We start from the raw sequence: 21,961 nt of genomic DNA, 5'->3' as shown, positions 1-21,961 counted from the left end.
TCATCGATCACATCATCATCGGGCAACCGCCGCCGCTGCAGCCACCGGGGCCGCAGGCGGGGGCGGGCGCCGGCTGGGACTTTCCGACGCGCGGCGCCATGATGGCCTTGGCGGCCTCGGTGCCGCCGCAGGACGGGCAGGGGATTCCGGCGGCCTTTTCGGTGTCGTAATCGGCCATATTGTCGAACCACTGGTCGAAATCATGGCCGCAGGCGCAGTGCAGGGCGTAGACGATCATCGCGGGAGCCTCGAAAAGCGGAATTCCGGGCGCTCTTCTAGTCAGCCCGCCGGTGTCTCGCCAGGATCTGCATCAATCGCGGCATTCGGCCTTTCCTGGTGACTCCCACCGGCCGGTTGCATGGACGGTAGCGGACAGAGGGTGGCGCGGCCATTCGCCCTTGTGGCTCCATCAGGTGTCCGATTGCCCGAATATCTGAAGTATTTTCTGATACCACCAGAGTGGTAGTGGAAACTCAACTGCTTGGTAAAATATATGTTATCCGGTGAGGCTGTGATGGCGTAGAGTTTCATTTCAATTTCTGACTTGAGGATTTTCTTCGCTTCTTAAAATTTTATCTCAAGGGGACGTTTACGCCAATGTATTTACGGCTGAAGCATCAGAAGACGGATAAAGACATTTTGTATGACTTTTACATCGGCGGCATGCCGTGTCCGGTTTCGGTGGGTGCGTTCACCTACTTCTCGGCGCCGCCTGAACTCGTTGCCTATGCGGAATCCGGGCAGATCACGATTGGACGATTCTGCTCGATCGCCGAGGGGGTGCGCATACATTTCGGTGGCATGCATGCGATGAACGGTGCATCGACCTATCCGGTGGAAATGCTGGCGGACTGGATGCCCGAACTCAATGGACCGCACAGCACCTTCAGCAAAGGGCCGGTCATCATCGGCAATGATGTCTGGATCGGTGACGGCGCCTCCGTCCTTTCCGGCGTCACGGTGGGTGACGGAGCCGTGATCGGAGCGTCCGCGGTCGTTTCGAAGGACGTGCCGCCTTACGCTATCGTTGCCGGCAACCCGGCCAAAGTCATCCGCAAGCGTTTGCCGGACGCCGATATTGAGTTTCTTCTGTCGCTGCAATGGTGGTCATGGCCGTTTGAAAAGCTGCGGAAATATGCCCCCTATCTGTTCGGCAAGTGCGACATCGACGCGCTTCGCAGTGCCCTGAGCCGCGATCCGGATGGCCGCTGACGCTCGCCTTTCCTCAGCGTGACCCGGTGACCCCCACCCGTGCGCACATCGACAGCAGCGGGCAGGTGGAGCAGCGCGGCCGTTCGCCGGTGCACACCCATTTGCCAAAGGGCACCAGCCGCTCGTTGATCTCGACCCAATAGCGTTTCGGCAGCACCGCCAGCAGCGCGGCCATCGTCTTTTCCGGCGTGCGCGCCTGCACATAGCCCCAGCGGTTGACGATGCGGTGGACATGGATGTCGACCGCCAGCGCCGGGATGCCGAAGCCGACCGCCAGCGTCAACGCCGCGATCTTCGGCCCCACCCCATGGAAGCGCATCAGCCCGTCCGGCGTGTCGGGCACCTCGCCGCCCTGTTCCTCGACGATGCGGCGGGACAGCGCGCGGATGTCGCGCGCCTTGGGTTCCGGGAAGGTGGCGCCGTGCAGCAGCTGGACCAGCCGCTCCTCCGGCAGGGCGGCCATGGCGGCCGGCGTGCCGGCGACGGCGAACAGCCGTTCGGCGACCTCCAGGCTGGTTTCGTCCCGCGTGCGGGCGGAAATCAGGCTGGCGACCAGCTGCTGGAACGGGGTGGCATAGCCGCGGTCGCGCAGCTCGAACATCGCAGCCTTGGGATAGGGGGCGACCGCGACCCGCAGGCGGTGGAAGACCTCGTCGATGTCGAAGTCCTGGGACGTCGCGGGCTGTATGCTCACGGGAGGCCACCTCCGGGGAACGGGGCCGGGGAACTAGGCGCTGAAGAGCCCCGTCCGGTAACCGGCAAATCCCCCGATTGTTCCGCTTACAGCGCCTTGATCTGCATCTTGATCGGCCCGTCCGCCCGGCCATGGACGAACTGGTCGACATAGGCGTTGCCCGAATTGTCGATGTCGCGGGCGTGGCCGGTCCAGATGATCCGGCCCTGGTAGATCATGGCGATGCGGTCGGCGATCTTGCGGGCCGACGCCATGTCGTGGGTGATGGTGACCGCGGTGGCGCCGAGATCCTTCACGCACTGCACGATCAGCTCGTTGATGACGTCGGCCATGATCGGGTCGAGGCCGGTCGTCGGCTCGTCGAAGAAGATGATCTCCGGCTCGTCGGCGATGGCGCGGGCGAGGCCGACGCGCTTCTGCATGCCGCCCGACAGCTCCGAGGGCGACAGCTCCGCCACGTCGGGGGTGAGGCCGACGGCGCCCAGCTTGGCGACGGCGATCTCCTTGGCCTGGGCGCGCGGCATGTGGGCGCCCTGGATCAGGCCGAAGGCGACGTTCTCCCAGACCTTCAGGCTGTCGAACAGGGCGGCGCCCTGGAACAGCATGCCGAACTTGTGCAGCAGCTTCTCGCGCTCGCGCGAGCGCAGCCGGGTCGTCTCGACGCCGTCGACCTGGATCGAGCCGGAATCCGGCGTCAGCAGGCCGAGGATGCTTTTCAGCATCACCGACTTGCCGGTGCCCGACCCGCCGATGACGACCAGCGACTCGCCCTTCGCCACCTCCAGATCGATGCCGTTCAGCACCTTCTTCGGGCCGAAATGCTTGGTGACGTTCTTGAGCGCGATCTTGGGAACGGTCATGTGATGGCGCTCACTTGGTCGAGAAGAAGAGGCCGGTGATCAGGTAGTTCCACACCAGGATCATGATCGAGGCCGACACCACCGCGTTGGTGGTCGCAGCCCCGACGCCCTGGGCGCCGCCCTTGGAGTGGTAGCCGTGGTAGCAGCCCATCAACGCGATCAGGAAGCCGAAGATCGCCGCCTTGACCAGACCGGAGATGACGTCGACCGGCTGGAGGAATTCCCAGGTGCGGTTGATGTAGCTGGCGGCGTTGAAGTCCAGCCGGTAGACGCCGACCAGGAAGCCGCCGAACACGCCGATGATGTCGGCGACGATGACCAGCAGCGGCACCATGGTCAGACCGGCGATCAGCCGCGGCGCCACCAGATACTTGTACGGGTTGGTCGACAGGGTGGACAGGGCGTCGATCTGCTCGGTCACCCGCATGGTGCCGATCTCCGCCGCCATGGCGGCGCCGATGCGCCCCGCGACCATCAGGCCGGCCAGCACCGGCCCCAGCTCGCGCGTGATCGACAGCACGACGACGGTGGCGATGGCGCCCTCCGCCTGGAAGCGGGAGAAGCCGCTGTAGCTCTGCAACGCCAGCACCATGCCGGTGAACAGCGCGGTCAGCCCGACCACCGGCAGCGAGTAATAGCCGATGTCGATCATCTGCCGCAGGATCTGGCGCGGATAGAGCGGCGGCCGCACGCAGTGCGACAGGGCGGACCCGGTGAACAGGGCAAGGCGTCCGGTCGCTTCCAGGAAGATCAGGAAGGCCCGGCCGGTGGCGGCAAGGAAACCCATCAGTCGGACCGCATCCTTGGTTTGAGACTCATTTGGGCGATGCGGTCATAGCACCGATGAACGGCTAGGTCATCCTTGGACTTTGCAATGGTGGGACGAGGCGCCGCCCTCTCCCGCCCCGGGAGAGGGAAAGCTTGTCACCCACCCACATAAACCCGGTGATAGCGCTGGCCGAGCGAGGTCAGGACCTCGTAGCCGATGGTGCCGCCCTCCGCCGCCACGGTGTCGACCGGGCGGCTGGGGCCAATCAGCTCGACCATGCGGCCGGCCTGGGCCACGCTCTCCGGCAGGCCGGTGACGTCGATGGTGATCAGGTCCATCGAGATGCGGCCGACGATGGGGGCGGCGACGCCGTCGACGAAGACGTGCCCCTTGCCGCTCAGCGAGCGCAGATAGCCGTCGGCATAGCCGACGCCGATGGTGGCGATCCGCGCCGGGCCGGTGACCTTGTGGGCGGCGCCGTAGCCGACCGTCATCGGTGCCGTGCAGTTGCGCACCTGCAAGAGCCGCGCGTCCAGCCGCACCGTGCCGCGCATCGGGTTGGGCAGATGCGGCGTCGGGTTCACGCCATAGAGCGCGCAGCCCGGCCGGGCGAGGTCGAAATGATGGTCCGCGCCGTGGAAGATGCCGGACGAGTTGGCGAAGCTGGCCTTCGCCTTGGGCAGCCGGGCCAGCGCGCCGCGGAACCGCTCCAGCTGCTCCCCGGTCATCGGGCTGTCGAACTCGTCGGCGCAGGCGAGGTGGGTCATCCAATAGCGGACGTCGATGCCCTCCAGCCATTCCGGATGGCCGGCCAGCTCGTCCAGCTCGTCGGGGCCGAGCCCCAGCCGGTTCATGCCGGTGTCGATGTGGATCACCGCCGGCAGCACCTCGCCGCGCGAGGAGGCGAAGGCCCGCCACGCCGCGATGTCGCCCAGGTGGTTCAGCACCGGAAGGATGCGGCCGGCGAGGAAATCGCCCTCATGGCCCGGCGGCAGCCCGCCCAGCGAGAAGACCTGCGCGTCCGGAGCGACCGGCTCCAGCGCCCGGCGGACGGCCAGAGCCTCCTCCAGCTGGGCGACGACGAAGGTCCGGCAGCCGGCCGCGGCCAGGGCCGGCACCACCCGTGCCACCCCCAGCCCATAGGCGTCGGCCTTGACCACGGCGGAACACTCCGCCGGAGCCACCCGGTCGCGCAGCTGCGTCCAGTTGGCGACGACGGCGCCGAGATCCACGGTGAGGATTGCGCAGGCGCGCAGGCTCTGGTCGCTGGTCACTGTGGTCACTCGTCGGTCTGGTGGTGCTGGTCGAGATCGCCGAACTTGGTGAACTGACCGTCGAAGTAGAGGCGGACGGTGCCGATCGGACCGTGACGCTGCTTGGCGATGATCACCTCGGCGGTGTTGTGCACCTCGCCCAGGCGCTGCTGCCAGCGCTGGTAGCGGTCGTTGAACTTGTCGTCGCTCTCGTCGGGCCGGCGCGACGGCTCGGCGCGCTCAAGATAATACTGTTCGCGGAAAACGAACATCACGACGTCGGCGTCCTGCTCGATCGAGCCCGATTCGCGAAGGTCGGCCAGCTGCGGGCGCTTGTCCTCGCGCAGTTCCACCGCGCGGCTCAGCTGCGACAGCGCCACCACCGGCACGTCCAGCTCCTTGGCGATGGCCTTCAGGCCGCGGGTGATCTCGGAGATTTCCTGCACCCGGTTCTCCGCCCCGCGCGACGACGAGCCGCGCAGCAGCTGGAGATAGTCGACCACCACCATGCTGAGGCCCGAGGTCCGCTTCAGCCGGCGGCAGCGCGTGCGCACCGCGGCGACCGACAGGGCCGGCGTGTCATCGACATAGAAGGGGCAGCGCGCCAGATCCTGGCTGGCCTGGACGAACTTGGGGAAGTCGGTGTCGCGGATCTCGCCGCGGCGGATCTTGTCGCCGGGCACCTGCACCTCGTCGGCGAGGATACGGGTGGCGAGCTGTTCCGCCGACATTTCCAGCGAGAAGAAGCCGACGACGCCGCCCTCCTGGCCGGAGGAGCGCATGTGCGCCTTGGCGGCGTTGAAGGCGATGTTGGTGGCCAGCGCCGTCTTGCCCATCGAGGGCCGGCCGGCGAGGATGATCAGGTCCGACGGGTGCAGGCCGCCCAGCTTGCGGTCGATGTCGATCAGGCCGGTGGTGACGCCGGTGACGTGGCTGGAGCGGCGGAAGGCCGCCTCCGCCGTCGTGATGGCGTGCTTCACCGACTCGCCGAACGCCACGAAGCCGCCCTGCACATCGCCGGTCGAGGCGAGGTCGAACAGCTGCTTTTCCGCCTCGCCGATTTGGTCCAGCGCGGTGATGTCGAGGTCGTGGCGGTACGCCTCGTTCACCATGTCGGTGCCGACCTCGATCAGCTGCCGGCGGATGAACAGGTCGTGGATGGTCTTGCCGTAGTCGCCGGCATTGACCACTGTCACCACGTTGGCGGCCAGTTCCGCCAGATAGGCGCTGCCGCCTTCGACCGCCAGCTCGGGATCGTTGTCGAACAGGGCCTTCAGCGTGACCGGGTTCGCGATCTGGCCGCGGTCGACCATCTTGGTGATGGCGGCGAAGATGCGCTGGTGGGCCGGATCGTAGAAATGCTCCGGCCGCAGGAACTCGCCGACCTTCTCATAGGCCTTGTTGTTGACCAAGATCGCGCCCAGCAGCGCCTGCTCCGCCTCCTCGTTGTTGGGAGGCGTTCGGTATTCCGCCGTCGGCTTGACCGCGGCGGAGGGGCGGGGATCGAACAGCGATGAGGTCTGGTTGCTCATGGAGGACACAGTATCAGAAACAGAACGCGAACGCTCGGTGAAGGGCGGGGAGCCATCCACAAAAGCTGTGCACAGAAGTTATCCACAGGTTGGGAAGTCTGGGGATAACGGCGGGAAGGGCCGATGACGCCTGAAAGACGCCGCCTCACATCTTCCTGGGCTGGGCCGGATGCGCCGCGTCGGGCATCGCCCCAAGAGCCTCGAACACGCCGTCGACATGGTCGGCGACGCGGTAGAGGGCGGAGCGGTCGATGCGGGCGAAGCCCTGGGCGACCATATGGTCGATCAGCCCCAGGAGCGGGCGCCAGTAGCCGTCGACGTCGGCGATGACGATGGGCTTGTCGTGCAGCTGAAGCTGCTTCCAGGTCAGGATCTCGAAGGCTTCGTCCAGCGTGCCCAGGCCGCCCGGCAGGATGACGAAGGCGTCCGACCGCTCCACCATCATGCGCTTGCGGGTGTGCATGCTGTCGACGACGTGCAGCTCGGTCAGGCCGGTGTGCTCCACCTCGGCCGACTGGATGTGTTCCGGGATGATGCCGACTACCTCGCCGCCGGCGGCGATGGCGGCGTCGGCGGCGATGCCCATCAGCCCGACCCGGCCGCCGCCATAGATCATGCGCATGCCGCGCCGCGCCAGCCCGTCGCCCAGCGCGTGGGCGGCCTCCTTGTGGACATCGGCGACACGGGACGACGCACCGCAATAGACGCAGACGGACGACAGGCTCTTCATCGCGGGTCAACCTTTCTCGCCGCCGCCATCCATAGGGGGCGGGGCCGCAAAAAAATCTGGCGAATGCCATGGAATATCGGGTGGGGGCGGCGCGTCAACAGCGGCACAGGCACCGTTTAAGCCACGGCATCATCGGGAGGGACCACATGAGCAACCGGGTCGTCAATGTTCTTGCGGCGGCATCCGTCGCCGGTCTGATGTTCACGCTGTTCGGCATGTCGGCCGGCGCCGCCGGCGCGGCCGATCCGGCCGAGCAGGTCAAGGACCGGCAGCAGACCATGAAGAAGCTGGGCGGCGGCATGGGCGCCGTCGCCAAGTTCGTGAAGAACGAGGGCGCCACCGCCGAGGATGCGGCCAAGGGGGCGGAAGCCGTGCTGGCGGTGTCCAAGATGGACCCGAAGAAGATCTTCCCCGAAGGCACCGCCGTCGGCGTGGCCGACAGCGCCGCCAAGCCGGAGCTGTGGAAGAGCTGGGCCGAGACCCAGAAATACTGGAGCGCCGTCCAGCCCGCGGCCGAGAAGCTCGACGCCGCCATCAAGGGCGGCGACCGCGCGCAGATCGCCCAGGCGCTCGGCGCCACTTCCAAGACCTGCGGGAGCTGCCACGAGGACTTCCGCGTCAAGAAGAACTGACCGGTGCGGCGTGTCCTGACCGCCGCTGCCCTGCTGCTGCCGCTCGCCTTCGCGGGCGGCAGTGCGCGTGCTGCCGGTGATGTGCCCACAGGCGACGCTGCAAAGGACGCCGTCGGCCGGGGCGCCTACATTTTCAACGCCGCCGGCTGCCTCGGCTGCCACACCGACGAGAAGGGCGGCGGCCAGCCGCTGGCCGGCGGCCGGGCGCTGGCGACCCCCTTCGGCACCTTCTACACCCCGAACATCACCGCGGACCCGGTGAACGGCATCGGCCGCTGGAGCGACGCCGACTTCATCCGCGCCGTCCGCGAGGGCGTGCGGCCCGACGGCGCCGCGCTGTTCCCGGCCTTTCCCTATACCAGCTACACGCGGATGACCGACCGCGATCTGCTGGACCTGAAGGCCTATCTGCTCAGCCTGCCGGCGGCCCCGGCCGCCAACAAGCCGCACGACCTGTCGCCGCCCTTCTCCTGGCGCTTCCTGGTGCCGGTCTGGCAGTGGATGTACCTGACCCCCGGCCCGGTCGCCGACAACCCGGCCAAGCCGCCGGTGTGGAACCGCGGGCGCTATCTGGTCGATGCGCTCGGCCATTGCGCCGAATGCCACAGCCCGCGCTCCCAGCTCGGCGGGCTGGATTCAGACCGCTACCTCGCCGGCAATCCGCAGGGGCCCGACAACGACAAGGTGCCGGGCATCACCAACTCCAAGGCCAAGGGCAAGGGGATCGGCGACTGGTCGGACGGCGATCTGGCGCTGTTCCTAGAAGCCGGCCTGACCCCGGACGGCGATGTCGCCGGCGGCGCCATGGGCGAGGTCGTGCGCAACACCACCTCCAAGCTGACGGCAGACGACCGCGCCGCCATCGTCGCCTATCTGCGGACGGTGCCGGCGAAGGAGTGAGGCTTGGCGCCGGCCCGTCCGCACCGCGATGCGTCCTTACGGTTGAAGAAAGCAGGTGAACTGACGTTCCGATACCCGGTATCCTCGGTTGGACCGACAACCACCGACCGAGGATCCCGGACCGATGTCCCCCCAGCGCTACTCCGTCACCCCCCAGCCCATCGACACTCTGCTGGCCTGGGTCCGGTCCGGAGAGATCGCCATTCCCGAGATACAGCGTCCCTTTGTCTGGGACGCGACGCAGGTGCGCAATCTTCTGGACAGTCTCTACCGGGGATTCCCGGTCGGTTATCTGATTGCGTGGCGGAACCCGAACGTGAGGCTGAAGGATGGAACGCTGTCGGCCGGCAAGCGTATCCTGATCGACGGGCAGCAGCGGGTGACGGCGTTGATGGCTGGCCTGCTGGGCCGGCAGGTACTGACCAAGGATTACGAGGCGGTTCGCATCCGCATCGCCTTTCATCCCCTCAATGAGAAGTTCGAGGTGTTCAACTCCGCCATTGAGAACGACTGTTCTTGGATCTCCGACGTTTCGACCATATTCGAATCGGGCGGCAGCATCTACGGGCTGGTTGACGCCTATGCGACGGCCAATCCCGGCACCAGCAAGGACGACCTGTTCCGCCGGATCGAGCGGCTGCGCGGCATCGTCAACAATCAAATGGGAATCATCGAACTGGCCCCGGATCTCGACATCGAGACGGTGACGGAGATCTTCATTCGCGTGAACTCGGCTGGCGTATCGCTCAGCCAAGCAGATTTCGCCATGTCCAAGATCGCCGCCAACGAAAGCTATGGCGGGAACACGCTGCGCAAGGCGATCGAGTATTTCTGCCATATGTCCGTGAAGCCGGACTTTCACGACATAATCAGGGAGCGAGACACCGCCTTCGCGGACACCGACTATTTTCAGAAGATGCGCTGGCTGCGCAACGTGCAGGACGACATTTACGATCCCAGCTACACCGACATGCTGCGCGTCGCCTTCACCAGCGAATTCGGCCGGGGCAAGCTTCAGGATCTGGTGGCCTTGCTGTCGGGGCGCAATTTCGAGACCAAGCAGTATGAGGATGCCATCGCGGAGGACAGCTTCGCCCGCCTGCGCCAGGGCGTTCTGCGCTTCATCAACGAAACCAGCTTCAAGCAGCTGGTCATGATCCTGCGCTCCGCGGGCTTCGTCAGCAGCGACCTGATCGGCGGCAGGAATGCCGTCAATTTCGCCTACATCCTCTATCTGCGTGGCAAGGCGGCAGGCATGAATCCGGCGGCCATCGAGCGGATGGTGCGTCGCTGGTACGTCATGTCGGTGCTGACCGGACGCTATGCCGGCAATCCGGAGACCTCGTTCGACTTCGACATCCGCCAGATCGAAGCGAGGGGGCCGGAGGTTTATGTCGAAAGTGTGATCGAAGGTGAATTGTCAGATGGATTCTGGCGCACCCTGCTTCCGCAGAACATGGAGACCTCGTCCGCTTCCAGCCCCTATTTCCTGGTCTATCAGGCCGCCCAGGTGAAGATGGGCGACAAGGGGTTCCTGTCACGCGACATGACGGTGCAGGACCTGATCCTGCACAAGAGCGATGCCCATCATCTGTTTCCGCGCAACCTGCTGAAGAAGCAGGGACTGTCCCGTGGCCGCTACAATCAGATCGCAAATTTTGTCGTCGCGCAGAGCGAGATCAACATCCGCATCAGCGACAAGGCGCCATCGGTCTATTTCGCGGAGCTGCTGAGCCAGTGCGATTCGGGCAAGCCGCACTACGGCGGGATCATCGAACTGGACGTTCTGAAGGAAAATCTGCGCATGCATTGCATTCCGGAAGCCATCTTCGGGGCGCTGTCCGACGATTACGACGGCTTCCTGGCGGCGCGCCGAAGCCTGATGGCCGACAAGATCAAGGCTTACTTCGCAATGCTCTGAGCTGGCAACAGGCTCCGATTTGGTGCGGAATCATGATCCATTCGGGCAATCGAGCCCGATTGGCGGATGGATCCGCTCCAACGGCGCCATTCTTTTGCGACCTGTCCTTCTGCTATAGTCGGTCACCCTGCCAGTGTGGCGGGCCGCCGGATGGGTGCTCAGGTGAAACGAAACGCGTTGTTCGCAGCTTTGGGCGTGGCTCTGATGGGTGGGGCGGCGGCGATTGCCCTTTGGCCCGCCGGGAAACCTGCGACCGTGACGGCGACCGGACCGGCGACCCTGGCCTCCGCTCCGGCCCCCGTTCCCACGGCGGCACCGGCACAGACGGCGACGCGGACCGACACGCAGAAGGCGGCACCGGTGGCGGCAACTCCGGAACCGGCGAAGGAGCAGGCGAAGGAACCGGCCAAACCCGCGGCGCCCAGCTTCGACGTGGTGCGGGTGGCGCCGGACGGGGCGACGGTGATGGCCGGCCGTGCCGCCCCCGGTTCGGAGGTGACGGTCACCGACGGCGGCACCCGCGTCGCCTCGGCCAAGGCCGACCAGCGCGGCGAATGGGTGATGCTGCCCGACAAGCCGCTGTCGCCCGGCACCCGCGAGTTGAACCTGACCGAGACCCGTCCCGGCGCCGACGCGCCGCTTCCCGCCGACAAGGTGGTCGTGGTGATGGTGCCGGAACCCGCGGCGAAGCCCGGACCCGAATCGCCGGCCGCACCGGTCGCGGTGGCGGTGCCGCGCGACGGCTTGGCCGGCGCGGCGCCGGCCATGGGCGGCAGCTCGATCCTGCAGGCCCCGCCGCTTCCCGACAATGGCGCCCCGCCGCCGCCGGGCGGCGTGTCGGTGGAGACGATGGACTACGATCCCGCTGGCCGGGTGGCGCTGGGCGGGCGGGCGGCGCCGAACAGCGCGGTGCAGCTCTATCTCGACAACATCCTCGTCGGCAGTGCCCACAGCGACCCCAAGGGCAACTGGCGCCTGACCCCGGAAAAGCTGATCGACCCCGGCCTCTACACCCTGCGCGCCGATCAGGTCACCCTGTCCGGCAAGGTGGTGTCGCGGGCCGAACTGCCGGTCCAAGTCTCCGCCATGCCCGTCGCCACCGACGGGCGGAACATCGTCGTCCAGCCCGGCAACAGCCTGTGGCGGCTGGCACGCCGCACCTATGGCGACGGCATGCTCTACACCACCATCTACACCGCCAACCGCGAGCAGATCCGCGACCCGGACATGATCTATCCCGGCCAGATCTTCACGCTGCCGCAGGTGAATTGAGGCGCGCGGTCCCCCTTTGAGGCGGCGAGTTTCCGGAACTCTCAGCCCGCCGGCTTCCGCCCGATGGCGGCCCAGCCGAGCGGGGTGAGGCGCAGCACCTCCGGCCCTTCGCCGGCCGGATTCGGGTCGAGCGCCACCAGTTCGCGATTCTCGAACCAGGCCCAGCGCGCCACCTCGGCGGTGGTGCCGGTCCAGCCGTCGGCCAGACGCTTCAGAACCTCCAGGTCGGCCGACGCGATGGGAAAGCGCGGCTTCGCCACCGCCGGCTTGGCGGCCGGCGCCGGTGCGGCGGCCGGCAGCGGCGGGGCGTCGGCCCCGGCGCGGGTGCGGATCCACTCGGTCTGGTAGCCGCGCAGCGCCTGTTCCAGTTCCGTGCGCGCGGCCTCCACCGGGCAGCGCAGATAGGCGTCCAGCAGGGCGTGCAGCGTGTTCGTCGCGTCGGTCATGTCCGTCACCAAACTCCAAAACCAACCATGTCAAAGGTGCCGATCCAAGCGGGCCACCCCGATCCGGGACCGCCCGGCCGGGGTGCCGTCACAGCCATCCCGTTCGCCGGAAGCGGACATACAGCGCGGTGCAGACCACGGCGATCACCGCCAGCACCGCCGGGTAGCCGTACCGCCAGTGAAGCTCCGGCATATGCTCGAAGTTCATGCCGTACAGGCCGGCAACGGCGGTCGGCACGGCGAGGATGGCGGCCCAGGCGGCCAGCTTGCGCGTCACGTCGTTCTGCCGCGCGGTCGCCAGGATCATACTGGTTTCGAAGGCGAAGGACAGCACCTCGCGCAGCGAGCCGATCTGTTCGTTGACGCGGATCACATGGTCCTGCACGTCGCGGTAATAGGGCCGGATCGCCGGATCGATCATCGGCAGGTCGAAGCGCTCCAGCCGCGAGCAGACCTCCAGCAGCGGCGAGGCGTTGCGGCGCAGCCGCTCAAGGTCGCGGCGCAGCTGGTGGATGCGCTCGATTTCCCCCGTGCTGGGCGGGCGGGCGATCAGCATGGCGTCCAGTTCGTCCACCGTGGTCGCCATCTGGTCGAGCACGGGGAAGTAGCAGTCCACCACATAGTCCATGATGGTGTAGACGATGAAGTCCTCTCCATGCTTCAGCAGGTGCGGCGCGCTTTCCGCCCGTGCCCGCACCGGCGAATAGCTGGTCGAGGCGCCATGCCGGACGGTGACGACATAGCCGCGGCCGGCGAAGACATGGGTCTCGCCCAGCACCAGCTCGCCTTTTTCCAGCCGGGCGGTGCGCAGGACCATGAACAGGCTGTCGCCATAGACGTCCAGCTTCGGCCGCTGGTGGGCGTGCAGGGCGTCCTCCACCGCCAGTTCATGCAGGCCGAACTGCCGCTTCACCTCCATCAGCAGCGCCTCGTCCGGCTCCCACAGGCCGATCCAGACAAAATGTCCATCTTTCGCGGCCCAGGCGCCGGTCTCGCCGATGGGCACCTCGGCGATGCGGCGGCCGTCGCAATAGGCGGCGCTCGCCACCACGGCGCTGCGGGGCCGGTCGGGGGAAGGATCGGGAGACGGGGCAGGGGAGGGGGAGGGCAGCTGCGTCATGGAGTGGAAAACCGGAAGAGGGGCGGCAGGTCGCCGCCACTCTAAAGAGGTTCCCCGGCAGCGTCGACGGATCCGCCGCCGCCTTGCGGGCGGAGAGGCGGTCTCGTGCGTTGACACCGCCAAGGACCAGCTTGCAGGAAGGCGAGGGCGATGTTCGAATCGGCGGCACGCGGCATGTATTTTCTGGCGGCGGTGACGCTCGGCCTGTTCGCCCTGATGTTCATCGCCCTGTCGGCCCTGACGGTGGTGGAGGGGGTGGTGGCGCTGGACAGCGCCGTCCTGACCTCGGCCATGCTCGACGGGGTGGGGATGATCGTGCTGGCCATCGCGGTGTTCGAGATCGCCAAATACCTCTACGAGGAGGAGATCGTCCGCGAACGCGAGCTGCGTCGCGCCGACGAGGCCCGCCGCACCCTGACCAAGTTCCTGACCACGATCATCATCGCCGCCAGCCTGGAGGGGCTGGTGCTGGTGTTCGAGGCGCGCACCAGCGAGATTTCCGCCATTATCTATCCGGTGATGCTGCTGGGCGTGGTCACCCTGCTGGTCGTCGGACTCGGCGCCTTCCAGCTGCTGGCGCGCAAGGCGGAGAGCATCCATGTCGATCCGGCGGCCTCCGAAGCGGACGAGGCCGAGGCGGACAAGCGGCCGGGGGGCCAAGCCGATGGCGATTAGGCCGACGATGTCGGCCTTTTGCCGTGCCGCCTTTTGCCGTGATTGACCCGCCCATACTGCCTGCGCCAAGCTTGCTGCCGTCCAAGGTGGCAGAGGGAGAAGGGGCATGGCCCGCAATACGGGCAACTACACGGCCGTCTATGGCTTTCCGGAATCGGCGGACGCCGCGCGCCGTCTGGCCCAGGCGCTGGAGATCTCCTGCCACATCGCCGAGCTGCACCGCTTCCCCGACGGCGAAAGCCTGGTCCGGCTGCCGGAGCCGGTGGAGCGCGCCATCGTCTACCGCTCGCTCGACCGCCCGAACGACAAGCTGGTGGAGCTGACGCTCGCCGCATCGGTGCTGCGGCGCCAGGGGGCGACCGACCTCTGTCTGGTGGCGCCCTATATGGCCTACATGCGCCAGGACGCCATCTTCAGGCCGGGCGAACCGATCAGCCAGACGGTGGTCGGCGACTGGCTCGGCCGCTGTTTCGACCGCTTCGTCTGCGTCGAGCCGCATCTGCACCGCACCCACACGCTGGACGAGGTCTTCGTCGGCCGCCCGTCCGTCGCGCTGAGCGGTGCCGCCCCCATCGCCGAGCATCTGCGGGCGAACGGCGTGGCGTCGGGCACCGTCATCGTCGGGCCGGACGAAGAATCCGCCCCGCTGGTGGAGGCGGTGGCCGGCCCGCTCGGCCTGACCGGCATTGTCGGCCGCAAGGAGCGGCGCGGCGACCGCGACGTGACGGTGGCGCTGCCCCCCGACGCGCCGATCCATGGCCGGCCGGTGGTGATCGTCGACGATGTCATCAGCTCCGGCGAGACGATCTTCTCCTGCGCCCGCGCGGCACGGGTCCTGGGGGCCAGCCGGGTGCAGGTCTATGGCGTCCATGCCCTGTTCAGCGACATCGTCGCCGAACGCTTCACCGCCGAAGGGCTGGGCCGCCCGCTGTCCTGCGACGGCGTGCCACACCCCTCCAACGCCCTGTCGCTCAGCGGCCTTCTCGCCGATGCAATCGGGTCGTTCTCGAACACCTGAAGCATGAAGGGCGCATGGGGCGGCGGCTTCGGTCCATGCCGATAGTTTCCGGTTCGCCGCGCGTCAGCCCATCTGTAATACTAACGTTCGTGGTAGAAACTGGTGTAGTCTGGCCTCCGGGCCGTCGAGGGCGGCGGTCCGGATCTGGCGATGCGCGGGGGCGGTCCGTTGAGCGGAGGCGTGTGATGTCGAAGGTGACGGACGTCGTTCTTCGGATGGCCCGCAAATTGACCGAGGACATCGCGGCACTGGCCCGCCTGCGTGCCGCCGGCAAGCCGAAGACCTTTCCGCGCTTCCGCGAAATCCGGGCGGCCTATCTCGACATCCAGGGCCTGATCTTCTCGATCCAGGAAAGGCTGGAGGCCGCCGGCAAGGAACTGCCGTCGAATTTCCCGCAATGGGTGCTGCGGCAGAAGCTGAGCGCCATCGCCATCTTCACCGACATCAGCCATTCCTTCGTCAGCGACCCGCCGCTGGCGCTGACCGCCTCGCTGGGCGCCTTCGACGTGCTGGTGGCGGAACAGAAGGCCTTCAACGAGACGCTGCACACCTTCGACACCATGCTGATGGAAGCCGGCATCGACGACAGGATGGCCGACGAGCTGGACGCCACCCGCAGCAAGATCGAACAGATACTCGGCATGATCGAAAAGCTTCTGCTGACCAGCCCGAAGATCCTAGAGGAGTTCTGATGCCGGAACCGGCAGCCGATCCCAAGGCAGATCCCGTTGCGGACAGCCCGTCGGCCTCCGGTCCGAACCCGACAACCCGTCGCGTCATGAGCAATCTCCACGTGCCGGTGGCTGTCCCCCTGCTGGCCCTGATTGTCGGCACCGGCCTGTCCCTGCTGGCGATGCTCCAGTCCGAGCGCCTGCTGGGCCGCGAGGAGGCGCACCGCTTCTCCGCGCGGGTCGAGGAAATCCACGGCCAGCTAGCCGACCGCATCAAGGTGTACGAGCAGGTGGCGCGCAGCGCCGCCTCGCTGGCGATGACCTTCCCCGACCTGCACTGGACGCAGTGGAACCGCTTCGTCGAGGCGCTCGACATGCCGCAGCGCTACCCCGGCATCATCTCTATCGCCCATGCCCGCGCCGTCGCGGCCGACCGGTCGGGCGATCTGGTGGCGTCGATGCGGGCCTCCGGCCTGACGGCCTTCCGCATCTGGCCGGAGCATGCCGGGGCGGACCGGGTGGTCAACATCTTCACCGCCCCGGTCAACGAGGCGAATGCGCGGGCCATCGGCTTCGACATGATGTCGGAGGCGGTGCGGCGCTCTGCCATCGAACGGGCGCGCGATAGCGGCGAGCCGGCGGCCACCCGCGCCATCACCCTGAAGATCGACGAGGCGTCGGGGGCCAAACCCGCCTTCATCCTCTATCAGGCGACCTACCGCGGCGATCCCCTGCCGCCGTCGCTGGAGGCGCGCCGCGCCTCCTTCACCGGCGTGGTGCTGACCCCGGTCCGGATCGGCCCGCTGGTGGACGGGCTGATCGACGGCCAGCGGGCCGACACCGGCCTGGAGATCTACGACGTCCCGCCGGCGGAGGCCGAGTTTCCGCTCTACCGCAGCCACCGCCCGCTGGAGGCCGCGCCCACGATCAGCCTGAGCCGCGAGCTGCCGGTCGGCGGGCGCGTCTGGACCGTCCGCTACGACAGCCTTCCCGACGGCGTGATCACCGCGCATGACTGGGTGCCCGGCGCCCTGCTGGCGGTCGGCATCGCCCTCAGCATCGCGCTGTCGCTGGTCCTGCGCATGGCGCTGGTGACCCATTCCCGCGCGGTCGAGCTGGCCGGCGAGATGACCGCCTCGCTGCGCCTTCAGGAAGCCGAGCGGCAGCAGCTGTTCACCCAGGCGCCGCTGGGCATCGCGCTGGTCGGCACCGACGGGCTGGTGATGGACTGCAATCCGGCCTTCGCCAGCGCCGCCGGCCTGCCGCGGCAGGAGCTGCTCGGCACCGACGCCCGGCTGCGCTTCGGCGACCAGGCCTCGGTCTTCGCGCTGGAGGCGGCGCTGCATGGCGAGAGCGGCAAGCTCGAATCCGACCAGCCCCTGCTGATGGGCGGCAGGCGCAGCCATTTCAGCCTGCATTTCCAGCCGGTCACCGCCGGGGGCGCGCTGAAGTTCGTGCTCGCTTTCGCCGAGGACATCGGCGAGAAGCGCCGGGCCGAGCAGCACATCCAGTATCTCGCCCATTTCGACGCGCTGACCGGCCTGCCCAACCGCGTCCTGCTCTACGACCGTATCGCCCAGGCCCTGCGCGAGGGGCGGCGCGACGGCACCAAGGTGGCGGTGCTGTTCATCGACCTCGACCGCTTCAAGGTGATCAACGACAGCCTGGGCCACAGCTTCGGCGACGAGGTCCTGCGGTCGGTGGCGCGCCGGCTCCAGGCGGGGTTGCGGGAATCCGACACGGTCGGCCGGCTGGGCGGCGACGAGTTCCTGATCGTCGTCCGCCGGGTGGCGGAGCCGCTCGACGCCGCCCGCGTGGCGGAGAAGGTGGTGGCGCATCTGGCCAGCCCCTTCGCCGTTGGCGGCCAGAATTTCGTGGTGACGCCCAGCGTCGGCATCAGCCTGTACCCGGACGATGCCGACGATCCCGAAGGGCTGATCCGCTGCGCCGACATCGCCATGTACCATGCCAAGGAGCAGGGGCGGAACGGCTTCCGCTTCGTCACCAAGGAGATGGGCGCCAAGTCGCGCGAGCGCATGGATCTGGAGGGCGCGCTGCGTCAGGCGATCCGCGAGGGCGAGCTTTTCCTGGTCTACCAGCCCCAGGTCGACACCCTGACCGGCCGCATGGTCGGTCTGGAGGCATTGGTCCGCTGGCGCCATCCCGAAGAGGGTCTGATCCTGCCCGGCCGTTTCCTGCCGGTGGCGGAGGAGACCGGGCTGGTTCTGGCGATGGGCGACTGGGTGCTGTTCGAGGCCTGCGCCCAGATCCGGCGCTGGCGCCAGCGCTTCGACCTGTCGATCCCGGTGGCGGTCAACGTCTCCGGCGCCCAGTTCCGCGACGGCCAGCTGCCGGTCAAGGTCGCCCGCGCGCTCGACGCCAACGGCCTGAGCGGCTGCGAGCTGGAAATCGAGGTGACGGAAAGCACGCTGATCGACGACATCGAATCGGCGGCGGCCACCCTGGCGGCGCTGAAGCAGCGCGGCGTGCTGATTGCGCTGGACGATTTCGGCACCGGCTACTCCAGCCTCAGCTATCTGCACCGTCTGCCCATCGACAAGCTGAAGATCGACCGTTCCTTCATCCACGACCTGTCCATCGGCGCCAGCGACGCCTCCGTCCCGCGCGCCATCGTCGGTCTCGGCCGCAGCCTGGGCCTGTCGGTGATCGCCGAAGGGGTGGAGACGCAGGAGCAGTTGCAGCTCCTGCGCGATCTGGCTTGCGAAAGCTACCAGGGCTTCCTGTTCAGCCGCCCTATCCCGCCCGAGGAGGTGGAGCGGCTGCTGGAGAAGCTGACGGCGATGCAGCCCCCCGTGCAGCCCCCCATACAGCCCGTGTCGGCGGAGTAGGGCGCTGTGCCTCACTCATACACGGCGTCGCGCGGGCCGGTATCTCCCAACGCCATCTTGACGAAGGCGTCGGCCGTCAGGTCTGCGTCGAGCAGCGCGCCATGGCGGGCGAAGCGATCGCTCCGGTCGAGCCACAGCCGGTCGCACAGCGCATCGAGCGAGCCGGAAGCGCCGGGGAAGACCTCGTGCGACATCTCCTTGGTACAGATGAACCGGTCCGCCGGGAAGGTGTCGGCACCCCATGCGGCGCGTCCGCAACGCGCGAACTCGTAGTTCAGGAAGTCCATCTCGTTCTCATAGGCATGGGCCACCAGAAGATCCTCGCCCAGAAAGGCGAGAAGCGCGTCGGCCACCTCGGGAAAGCGGGGCGCCGCCTTCAGGTCGGCGGGCTTGATGCCGTGCACCTTGATGGCGTCGGGATGGAGGGGGGCGTCGGGGTTGACCCGCGACTCCCAATTGCGCGCTTTCCTCCAGCCATCGCCCTCGCGGACGAGTTCGAGACACCCGATCTCGATGATGATTCCGGGCTGGCGCAGGCCCTTTGGTGCCTTACGGATGTCCTGGAGGCTCGGCAGGCGCCGTCCGGTCGTCTCGATGTCGATCGCGACCAGCCGGTCACGTCCTTCCCATGGTTGCATGCTCATTGAGATCCAATCTTTCTTCGGTGGAGCCACCTGTGGCACGGATGTGAAACAAGCACAACGCTCCGTCACACCGCCCAGGGTAGCATGGCGAAAGCGCCATGATCGGCGCGACCACTGGCGAGCAAGGAGTATCGCTGTGAAAATTCCCGGCCCCGAGCATCCCATCACGATCATCCCCAACCCGAATCGGATCCGTGTCGTCTTTGCCGGCCGGGTCGTCGCCGAAACGGCACGCGCCCTGACGCTGACGGAGGCGAATTTGCCCATGGTCCACTATATTCCCCGCGCGGATGCCGACATGACGGCCTTCGAGCGCACGGCGCACACGACGCATTGCCCTTACAAGGGCGATGCCACGTACTACAGCCTGCGCGTGGGTGATCGCGTCGCGGTCAACGCTGTCTGGACCTACGAGACTCCCTATCCCGCCGTGGCCGCCATCCGCGACCATTTGGCGTTTTATCCGGAACGCGTCGATGGCATCGAAGAGCACGCGGTCCCATAGCGGCAGCCGGCGGAAGACTCCGCATGCGGTGTGGTTTTCATCGCAATGCCCGACGCGTCCGTCCCGCGCGCCATCGTCGGTCTCGGCCGCAGCCTGGGCCTGTCTGTGATCGCCGAGGGGGTGGAGACGCAGGAGCAGTTGCCGCTGCTGCGCGATCCGGCCTGCGAAAGCTACCAGGGTTTCCTGTTCAGCCGCCCCCTCCCAGCCGCGGAGGTGGAGCGGTTGGAGCGCCTGAGTACGGCTGCGGGTGCCAAGAAGGCCCTGCTCGAGAGGTTCAAGGCGCAGCCCATGGCGGCGGTGAAAACGACCCGCGAAGCCCGCTATGCGGCCTGCAAAGCCAGAAGCCGATAATGCCGCGGATGGCTGCCGAGCCTGGGCGCGGAGCAGCCCGGCATTGGACAGCAGAGGGTGGGAAGCGAAATTTCGGGAAACCCTGCCATTCCGCTTCAAGTCTCCACAGGCCATGCGATAGATCCCGCGCATGGCTGGCAAGCATCCGGTTTCGTTCCTGAACACCGAATAAACTTGATATTGCGGCGCAATACCTTATTATACACATATTGATCGCTGGAGGCTTGAACGTCTCTTGAGTGAGACGCGGTAGGTTTCATGGCGTGGCGCCCTGCTGCGCCCCCCAGCAAGTCGCAACTCCCTCGTTCGACCCCCCTCCTGGCGAGATAGCCGGCGCTTGACCGTTCCCCGACCGGGGGGTGGCCCGCTTTGCGCCGTCATGCTTGTGGAAGGCTCCACTCCTTGTCCGAACTGATTGTTACTGAACAGACTTTCGCTGACCTTGGCATTCATTCCAAGATCGCCCAGGCTCTCGGTGAGCATGGCTACACCACGCCGACGCCGGTCCAGGCGGCGGCCATCCCGCCGGCGCTGGCCGGTCGCGATATCCTCGCCACCGCCGAAACCGGCACCGGCAAGACCGCGGCCTTCATGCTGCCGGCCTTGACCCGCGTGGCCGAAATGCCGGTTCCGGGGATTGCCGCGCCGCGCATCCTCGTGCTTGCCCCGACGCGTGAGCTGGCCAGCCAGGTTACCCAGGCGGCGCGCAAGTATGCCAGGCCGCTGCGCATGAACATCATCGACGTGGTCGGCGGCATGCCGTACGGCGAGCAGCTTCGCATGCTGTCACGCCCGGTTCATGTCGTGGTGGCGACCCCCGGGCGCCTGATCGACCACATCGACCGCCAGCGGATCGATCTCAGCGCCGTCGAGGTTCTGATCCTCGACGAAGCGGACCGCATGCTGGACATGGGCTTCCTCGACGATGTCGAGCGGATCGCCGATGCCTGCAAGGCCGACCGCCAGACGTTGCTGTTCACCGCCACGCTGGACCGCCGCATGGGCCAGCTTGCCGGCAAGCTGCTGCGCAACCCGGATCGTGTCGCCGTCGAAAGTCAGGCGACCGCGATCAACGTGGAACAGCGCCTGCACCATGCCGACGACATGGACCACAAGCGCCGCCTGCTGATGCACTTCGCCGGCCAGGAAGAAGTCGGCAAGGCGATCATCTTCGCCGCGACCAAGCGCGATGCCGACGCGCTGGCCGAGGAGTTGAGCGCCGCCGGCCATGCCGCGGCCGCCCTGCACGGCGACATGGACCAGTCCAAGCGCAACCGCACGCTCCAGCGCCTGCGCACCGGTCAGGTCCGCCTGCTGGTGGCGACCGACGTGGCGGCGCGCGGCATCGACGTGCGCGACATCACCCATGTCATCAACTTCGACCTGCCACGCTCGGCGGAGGACTATGTCCACCGCATCGGCCGCACCGGCCGGGCCGGCGCTTCGGGTATCGCGGTGTCCTTCGCATCCCGATCCGATCGCGACACGTTGTCCCGCATCGAACGCTTCACCGGCGCGACGCTGGCGATCCACACGATTTCGGGCATGGAGCCGCAGCGCTCCTTCTCCGGCGGTGGCGGACGGCCGGCGGGCCGCCCGGCCGGCGGTCGTGGAGGAGCGAGGCCGTGGCAGCGCGACGGCGGCCAGGGCAGGCCGTCACAGGCCCGGGCCGGACGCTGGTAAGCGCCGTTCAGGCAGGATTTGAGCAGATCAGGCGCGGTTCCCCCGGAACCGCGCCTGATGTCTTGTGGGCCTGAAGCGAGCGTCGGGCGATCTCACGGAAACGGCGTAATCCAGCCTGTTCTGTCGCAAAGTTCGACGGTGGGCGCGGAGAGTCGTGGCGTCCGCGTATCGGGCGGCCACACCGAACAGGCGGGCGATTAAGGCGGCCTCGGCGGGCAGGCATC

Annotated in this window: 22 protein-coding genes; 12 read left to right on the top strand and 10 right to left on the bottom strand. The window is 67.2% G+C overall.

Features of this window, described 5'->3' with window-relative positions; translation table 11 throughout:
• Positions 1–7: 7 nt before the first annotated feature.
• A complete protein-coding gene (locus ABNQ38_RS13750) occupies positions 8–238 on the bottom strand; it encodes a DUF1178 family protein (RefSeq protein WP_377807525.1) in 231 nt (76 codons plus the stop codon).
• A 359-nt stretch (positions 239–597) separates the two neighbouring features.
• Between ABNQ38_RS13750 and ABNQ38_RS13745 the strand changes: the two genes are divergently transcribed.
• Positions 598–1,212, top strand: a complete 615-nt coding sequence (locus ABNQ38_RS13745; protein WP_377807524.1) for a CatB-related O-acetyltransferase — start codon at positions 598–600, stop codon at positions 1,210–1,212.
• Between the two features lie 13 nt (positions 1,213–1,225).
• Here ABNQ38_RS13745 and nth read toward each other — a convergent pair whose 3' ends face one another.
• From nth to ABNQ38_RS13715, 6 genes are all read right to left on the bottom strand, one after another.
• Positions 1,226–1,906 (bottom strand): endonuclease III domain-containing protein, encoded by a 681-nt coding sequence (gene nth / locus ABNQ38_RS13740; RefSeq protein WP_377807523.1) that lies wholly within the window; start codon positions 1,904–1,906, stop codon positions 1,226–1,228.
• A gap of 86 nt (positions 1,907–1,992) precedes the next feature.
• On the bottom strand, positions 1,993–2,766 hold the full coding sequence (locus ABNQ38_RS13735) for an ABC transporter ATP-binding protein (RefSeq protein ID WP_377807522.1): 774 nt from the start codon (positions 2,764–2,766) through the stop codon (positions 1,993–1,995).
• A 10-nt stretch (positions 2,767–2,776) separates the two neighbouring features.
• Complete coding sequence (locus ABNQ38_RS13730; RefSeq protein ID WP_109049940.1) at positions 2,777–3,553, bottom strand: ABC transporter permease; 777 nt, start codon at positions 3,551–3,553, stop codon at positions 2,777–2,779.
• A gap of 137 nt (positions 3,554–3,690) precedes the next feature.
• A complete protein-coding gene (gene alr, locus ABNQ38_RS13725; protein ID WP_377807520.1) occupies positions 3,691–4,809 on the bottom strand; it encodes an alanine racemase in 1,119 nt (372 codons plus the stop codon).
• Positions 4,810–4,814: 5 nt separating this feature from the next.
• On the bottom strand, positions 4,815–6,320 hold the full coding sequence (locus ABNQ38_RS13720) for a replicative DNA helicase (protein WP_109049942.1): 1,506 nt from the start codon (positions 6,318–6,320) through the stop codon (positions 4,815–4,817).
• 145 nt (positions 6,321–6,465) lie between these two features.
• On the bottom strand, positions 6,466–7,050 hold the full coding sequence (locus ABNQ38_RS13715) for a TIGR00730 family Rossman fold protein (protein WP_377807519.1): 585 nt from the start codon (positions 7,048–7,050) through the stop codon (positions 6,466–6,468).
• Between the two features lie 146 nt (positions 7,051–7,196).
• Here ABNQ38_RS13715 and ABNQ38_RS13710 point away from each other — a divergent pair, with 146 nt between their 5' ends.
• The 4 genes from ABNQ38_RS13710 to ABNQ38_RS13695 all read left to right on the top strand — a co-directional run bounded on the left by ABNQ38_RS13710 (position 7,197) and on the right by ABNQ38_RS13695 (position 11,775).
• On the top strand, positions 7,197–7,682 hold the full coding sequence (locus ABNQ38_RS13710; RefSeq protein WP_109049944.1) for a cytochrome c: 486 nt from the start codon (positions 7,197–7,199) through the stop codon (positions 7,680–7,682).
• Positions 7,683–7,685: 3 nt separating this feature from the next.
• The gene (locus tag ABNQ38_RS13705) at positions 7,686–8,582 is read left to right on the top strand and encodes a c-type cytochrome (RefSeq protein ID WP_377807518.1); all 897 of its coding nucleotides are present in this window, start codon (positions 7,686–7,688) and stop codon (positions 8,580–8,582) included.
• Positions 8,583–8,706: 124 nt separating this feature from the next.
• Complete coding sequence (locus tag ABNQ38_RS13700; RefSeq protein WP_377807517.1) at positions 8,707–10,503, top strand: DUF262 domain-containing protein; 1,797 nt, start codon at positions 8,707–8,709, stop codon at positions 10,501–10,503.
• Positions 10,504–10,758: 255 nt separating this feature from the next.
• Complete coding sequence (locus ABNQ38_RS13695; protein ID WP_377807516.1) at positions 10,759–11,775, top strand: LysM peptidoglycan-binding domain-containing protein; 1,017 nt, start codon at positions 10,759–10,761, stop codon at positions 11,773–11,775.
• A gap of 41 nt (positions 11,776–11,816) precedes the next feature.
• Here ABNQ38_RS13695 and ABNQ38_RS13690 read toward each other — a convergent pair whose 3' ends face one another.
• Positions 11,817–12,221, bottom strand: a complete 405-nt coding sequence (locus ABNQ38_RS13690; RefSeq protein WP_377807515.1) for a hypothetical protein — start codon at positions 12,219–12,221, stop codon at positions 11,817–11,819.
• A gap of 88 nt (positions 12,222–12,309) precedes the next feature.
• Positions 12,310–13,341 (bottom strand): magnesium/cobalt transporter CorA, encoded by a 1,032-nt coding sequence (gene corA, locus ABNQ38_RS13685; protein ID WP_377807514.1) that lies wholly within the window; start codon positions 13,339–13,341, stop codon positions 12,310–12,312.
• Between the two features lie 150 nt (positions 13,342–13,491).
• Here corA and ABNQ38_RS13680 point away from each other — a divergent pair, with 150 nt between their 5' ends.
• The 4 genes from ABNQ38_RS13680 to ABNQ38_RS13665 all read left to right on the top strand — a co-directional run bounded on the left by ABNQ38_RS13680 (position 13,492) and on the right by ABNQ38_RS13665 (position 18,554).
• Positions 13,492–14,016, top strand: coding sequence for a hypothetical protein (locus tag ABNQ38_RS13680; RefSeq protein WP_377807512.1), 525 nt, complete (start codon positions 13,492–13,494; stop codon positions 14,014–14,016).
• Between the two features lie 106 nt (positions 14,017–14,122).
• A complete protein-coding gene (locus ABNQ38_RS13675; RefSeq protein ID WP_377807511.1) occupies positions 14,123–15,034 on the top strand; it encodes a ribose-phosphate diphosphokinase in 912 nt (303 codons plus the stop codon).
• Between the two features lie 185 nt (positions 15,035–15,219).
• Positions 15,220–15,726: a hypothetical protein gene (locus tag ABNQ38_RS13670; RefSeq protein ID WP_377807510.1), complete on the top strand. Its 507-nt coding sequence runs from the start codon at positions 15,220–15,222 to the stop codon at positions 15,724–15,726.
• A gap of 86 nt (positions 15,727–15,812) precedes the next feature.
• Positions 15,813–18,554 carry an EAL domain-containing protein gene (locus ABNQ38_RS13665; protein WP_377807509.1) on the top strand — a complete coding sequence of 914 codons (2,742 nt, stop codon included), beginning with the start codon at positions 15,813–15,815 and terminating at the stop codon, positions 18,552–18,554.
• Positions 18,555–18,565: 11 nt separating this feature from the next.
• Here ABNQ38_RS13665 and ABNQ38_RS13660 read toward each other — a convergent pair whose 3' ends face one another.
• Complete coding sequence (locus ABNQ38_RS13660; protein ID WP_377807508.1) at positions 18,566–19,198, bottom strand: exonuclease domain-containing protein; 633 nt, start codon at positions 19,196–19,198, stop codon at positions 18,566–18,568.
• 136 nt (positions 19,199–19,334) lie between these two features.
• On the opposite strand from ABNQ38_RS13660, the gene ABNQ38_RS13655 reads away from it, so the two are divergent.
• The 3 genes from ABNQ38_RS13655 to ABNQ38_RS13645 all read left to right on the top strand — a co-directional run bounded on the left by ABNQ38_RS13655 (position 19,335) and on the right by ABNQ38_RS13645 (position 21,737).
• Complete coding sequence (locus tag ABNQ38_RS13655; RefSeq protein WP_377807507.1) at positions 19,335–19,703, top strand: DUF427 domain-containing protein; 369 nt, start codon at positions 19,335–19,337, stop codon at positions 19,701–19,703.
• 45 nt (positions 19,704–19,748) lie between these two features.
• Positions 19,749–20,054, top strand: coding sequence for an EAL domain-containing protein (locus ABNQ38_RS13650; protein WP_377807506.1), 306 nt, complete (start codon positions 19,749–19,751; stop codon positions 20,052–20,054).
• Between the two features lie 402 nt (positions 20,055–20,456).
• Entirely contained in the window at positions 20,457–21,737 is a 1,281-nt protein-coding gene (locus ABNQ38_RS13645) for a DEAD/DEAH box helicase (RefSeq protein WP_377807505.1), read from the top strand.
• Positions 21,738–21,961 lie beyond the last annotated feature (224 nt).

This window comes from Azospirillum sp. A29 (genome assembly GCF_042604625.1).
Lineage (GTDB): Bacteria > Pseudomonadota > Alphaproteobacteria > Azospirillales > Azospirillaceae > Azospirillum > Azospirillum palustre.
This window is presented reverse-complemented; position numbering and strand designations above follow the sequence as displayed.

What these genes read in the sequence shown, in the direction of transcription:
- ABNQ38_RS13750 (WP_377807525.1), bottom strand. Translation starts at nt 238, where the DNA reads ATGATCGTCTACGCCCTGCACTGCGCCTGCGGCCATGATTTCGACCAG.
- ABNQ38_RS13745 (WP_377807524.1), top strand. Translation starts at nt 598, where the DNA reads ATGTATTTACGGCTGAAGCATCAGAAGACGGATAAAGACATTTTGTAT.
- ABNQ38_RS13735 (WP_377807522.1), bottom strand. Translation starts at nt 2,766, where the DNA reads ATGACCGTTCCCAAGATCGCGCTCAAGAACGTCACCAAGCATTTCGGC.
- ABNQ38_RS13730 (WP_109049940.1), bottom strand. Translation starts at nt 3,553, where the DNA reads ATGGGTTTCCTTGCCGCCACCGGCCGGGCCTTCCTGATCTTCCTGGAA.
- ABNQ38_RS13720 (WP_109049942.1), bottom strand. Translation starts at nt 6,320, where the DNA reads ATGAGCAACCAGACCTCATCGCTGTTCGATCCCCGCCCCTCCGCCGCG.
- ABNQ38_RS13715 (WP_377807519.1), bottom strand. Translation starts at nt 7,050, where the DNA reads ATGAAGAGCCTGTCGTCCGTCTGCGTCTATTGCGGTGCGTCGTCCCGT.
- ABNQ38_RS13710 (WP_109049944.1), top strand. Translation starts at nt 7,197, where the DNA reads ATGAGCAACCGGGTCGTCAATGTTCTTGCGGCGGCATCCGTCGCCGGT.
- ABNQ38_RS13700 (WP_377807517.1), top strand. Translation starts at nt 8,707, where the DNA reads ATGTCCCCCCAGCGCTACTCCGTCACCCCCCAGCCCATCGACACTCTG.
- ABNQ38_RS13690 (WP_377807515.1), bottom strand. Translation starts at nt 12,221, where the DNA reads ATGACCGACGCGACGAACACGCTGCACGCCCTGCTGGACGCCTATCTG.
- corA (WP_377807514.1), bottom strand. Translation starts at nt 13,341, where the DNA reads ATGACGCAGCTGCCCTCCCCCTCCCCTGCCCCGTCTCCCGATCCTTCC.
- ABNQ38_RS13680 (WP_377807512.1), top strand. Translation starts at nt 13,492, where the DNA reads ATGTTCGAATCGGCGGCACGCGGCATGTATTTTCTGGCGGCGGTGACG.
- ABNQ38_RS13675 (WP_377807511.1), top strand. Translation starts at nt 14,123, where the DNA reads ATGGCCCGCAATACGGGCAACTACACGGCCGTCTATGGCTTTCCGGAA.
- ABNQ38_RS13670 (WP_377807510.1), top strand. Translation starts at nt 15,220, where the DNA reads ATGTCGAAGGTGACGGACGTCGTTCTTCGGATGGCCCGCAAATTGACC.
- ABNQ38_RS13665 (WP_377807509.1), top strand. Translation starts at nt 15,813, where the DNA reads ATGAGCAATCTCCACGTGCCGGTGGCTGTCCCCCTGCTGGCCCTGATT.
- ABNQ38_RS13660 (WP_377807508.1), bottom strand. Translation starts at nt 19,198, where the DNA reads ATGAGCATGCAACCATGGGAAGGACGTGACCGGCTGGTCGCGATCGAC.
- ABNQ38_RS13650 (WP_377807506.1), top strand. Translation starts at nt 19,749, where the DNA reads ATGCCCGACGCGTCCGTCCCGCGCGCCATCGTCGGTCTCGGCCGCAGC.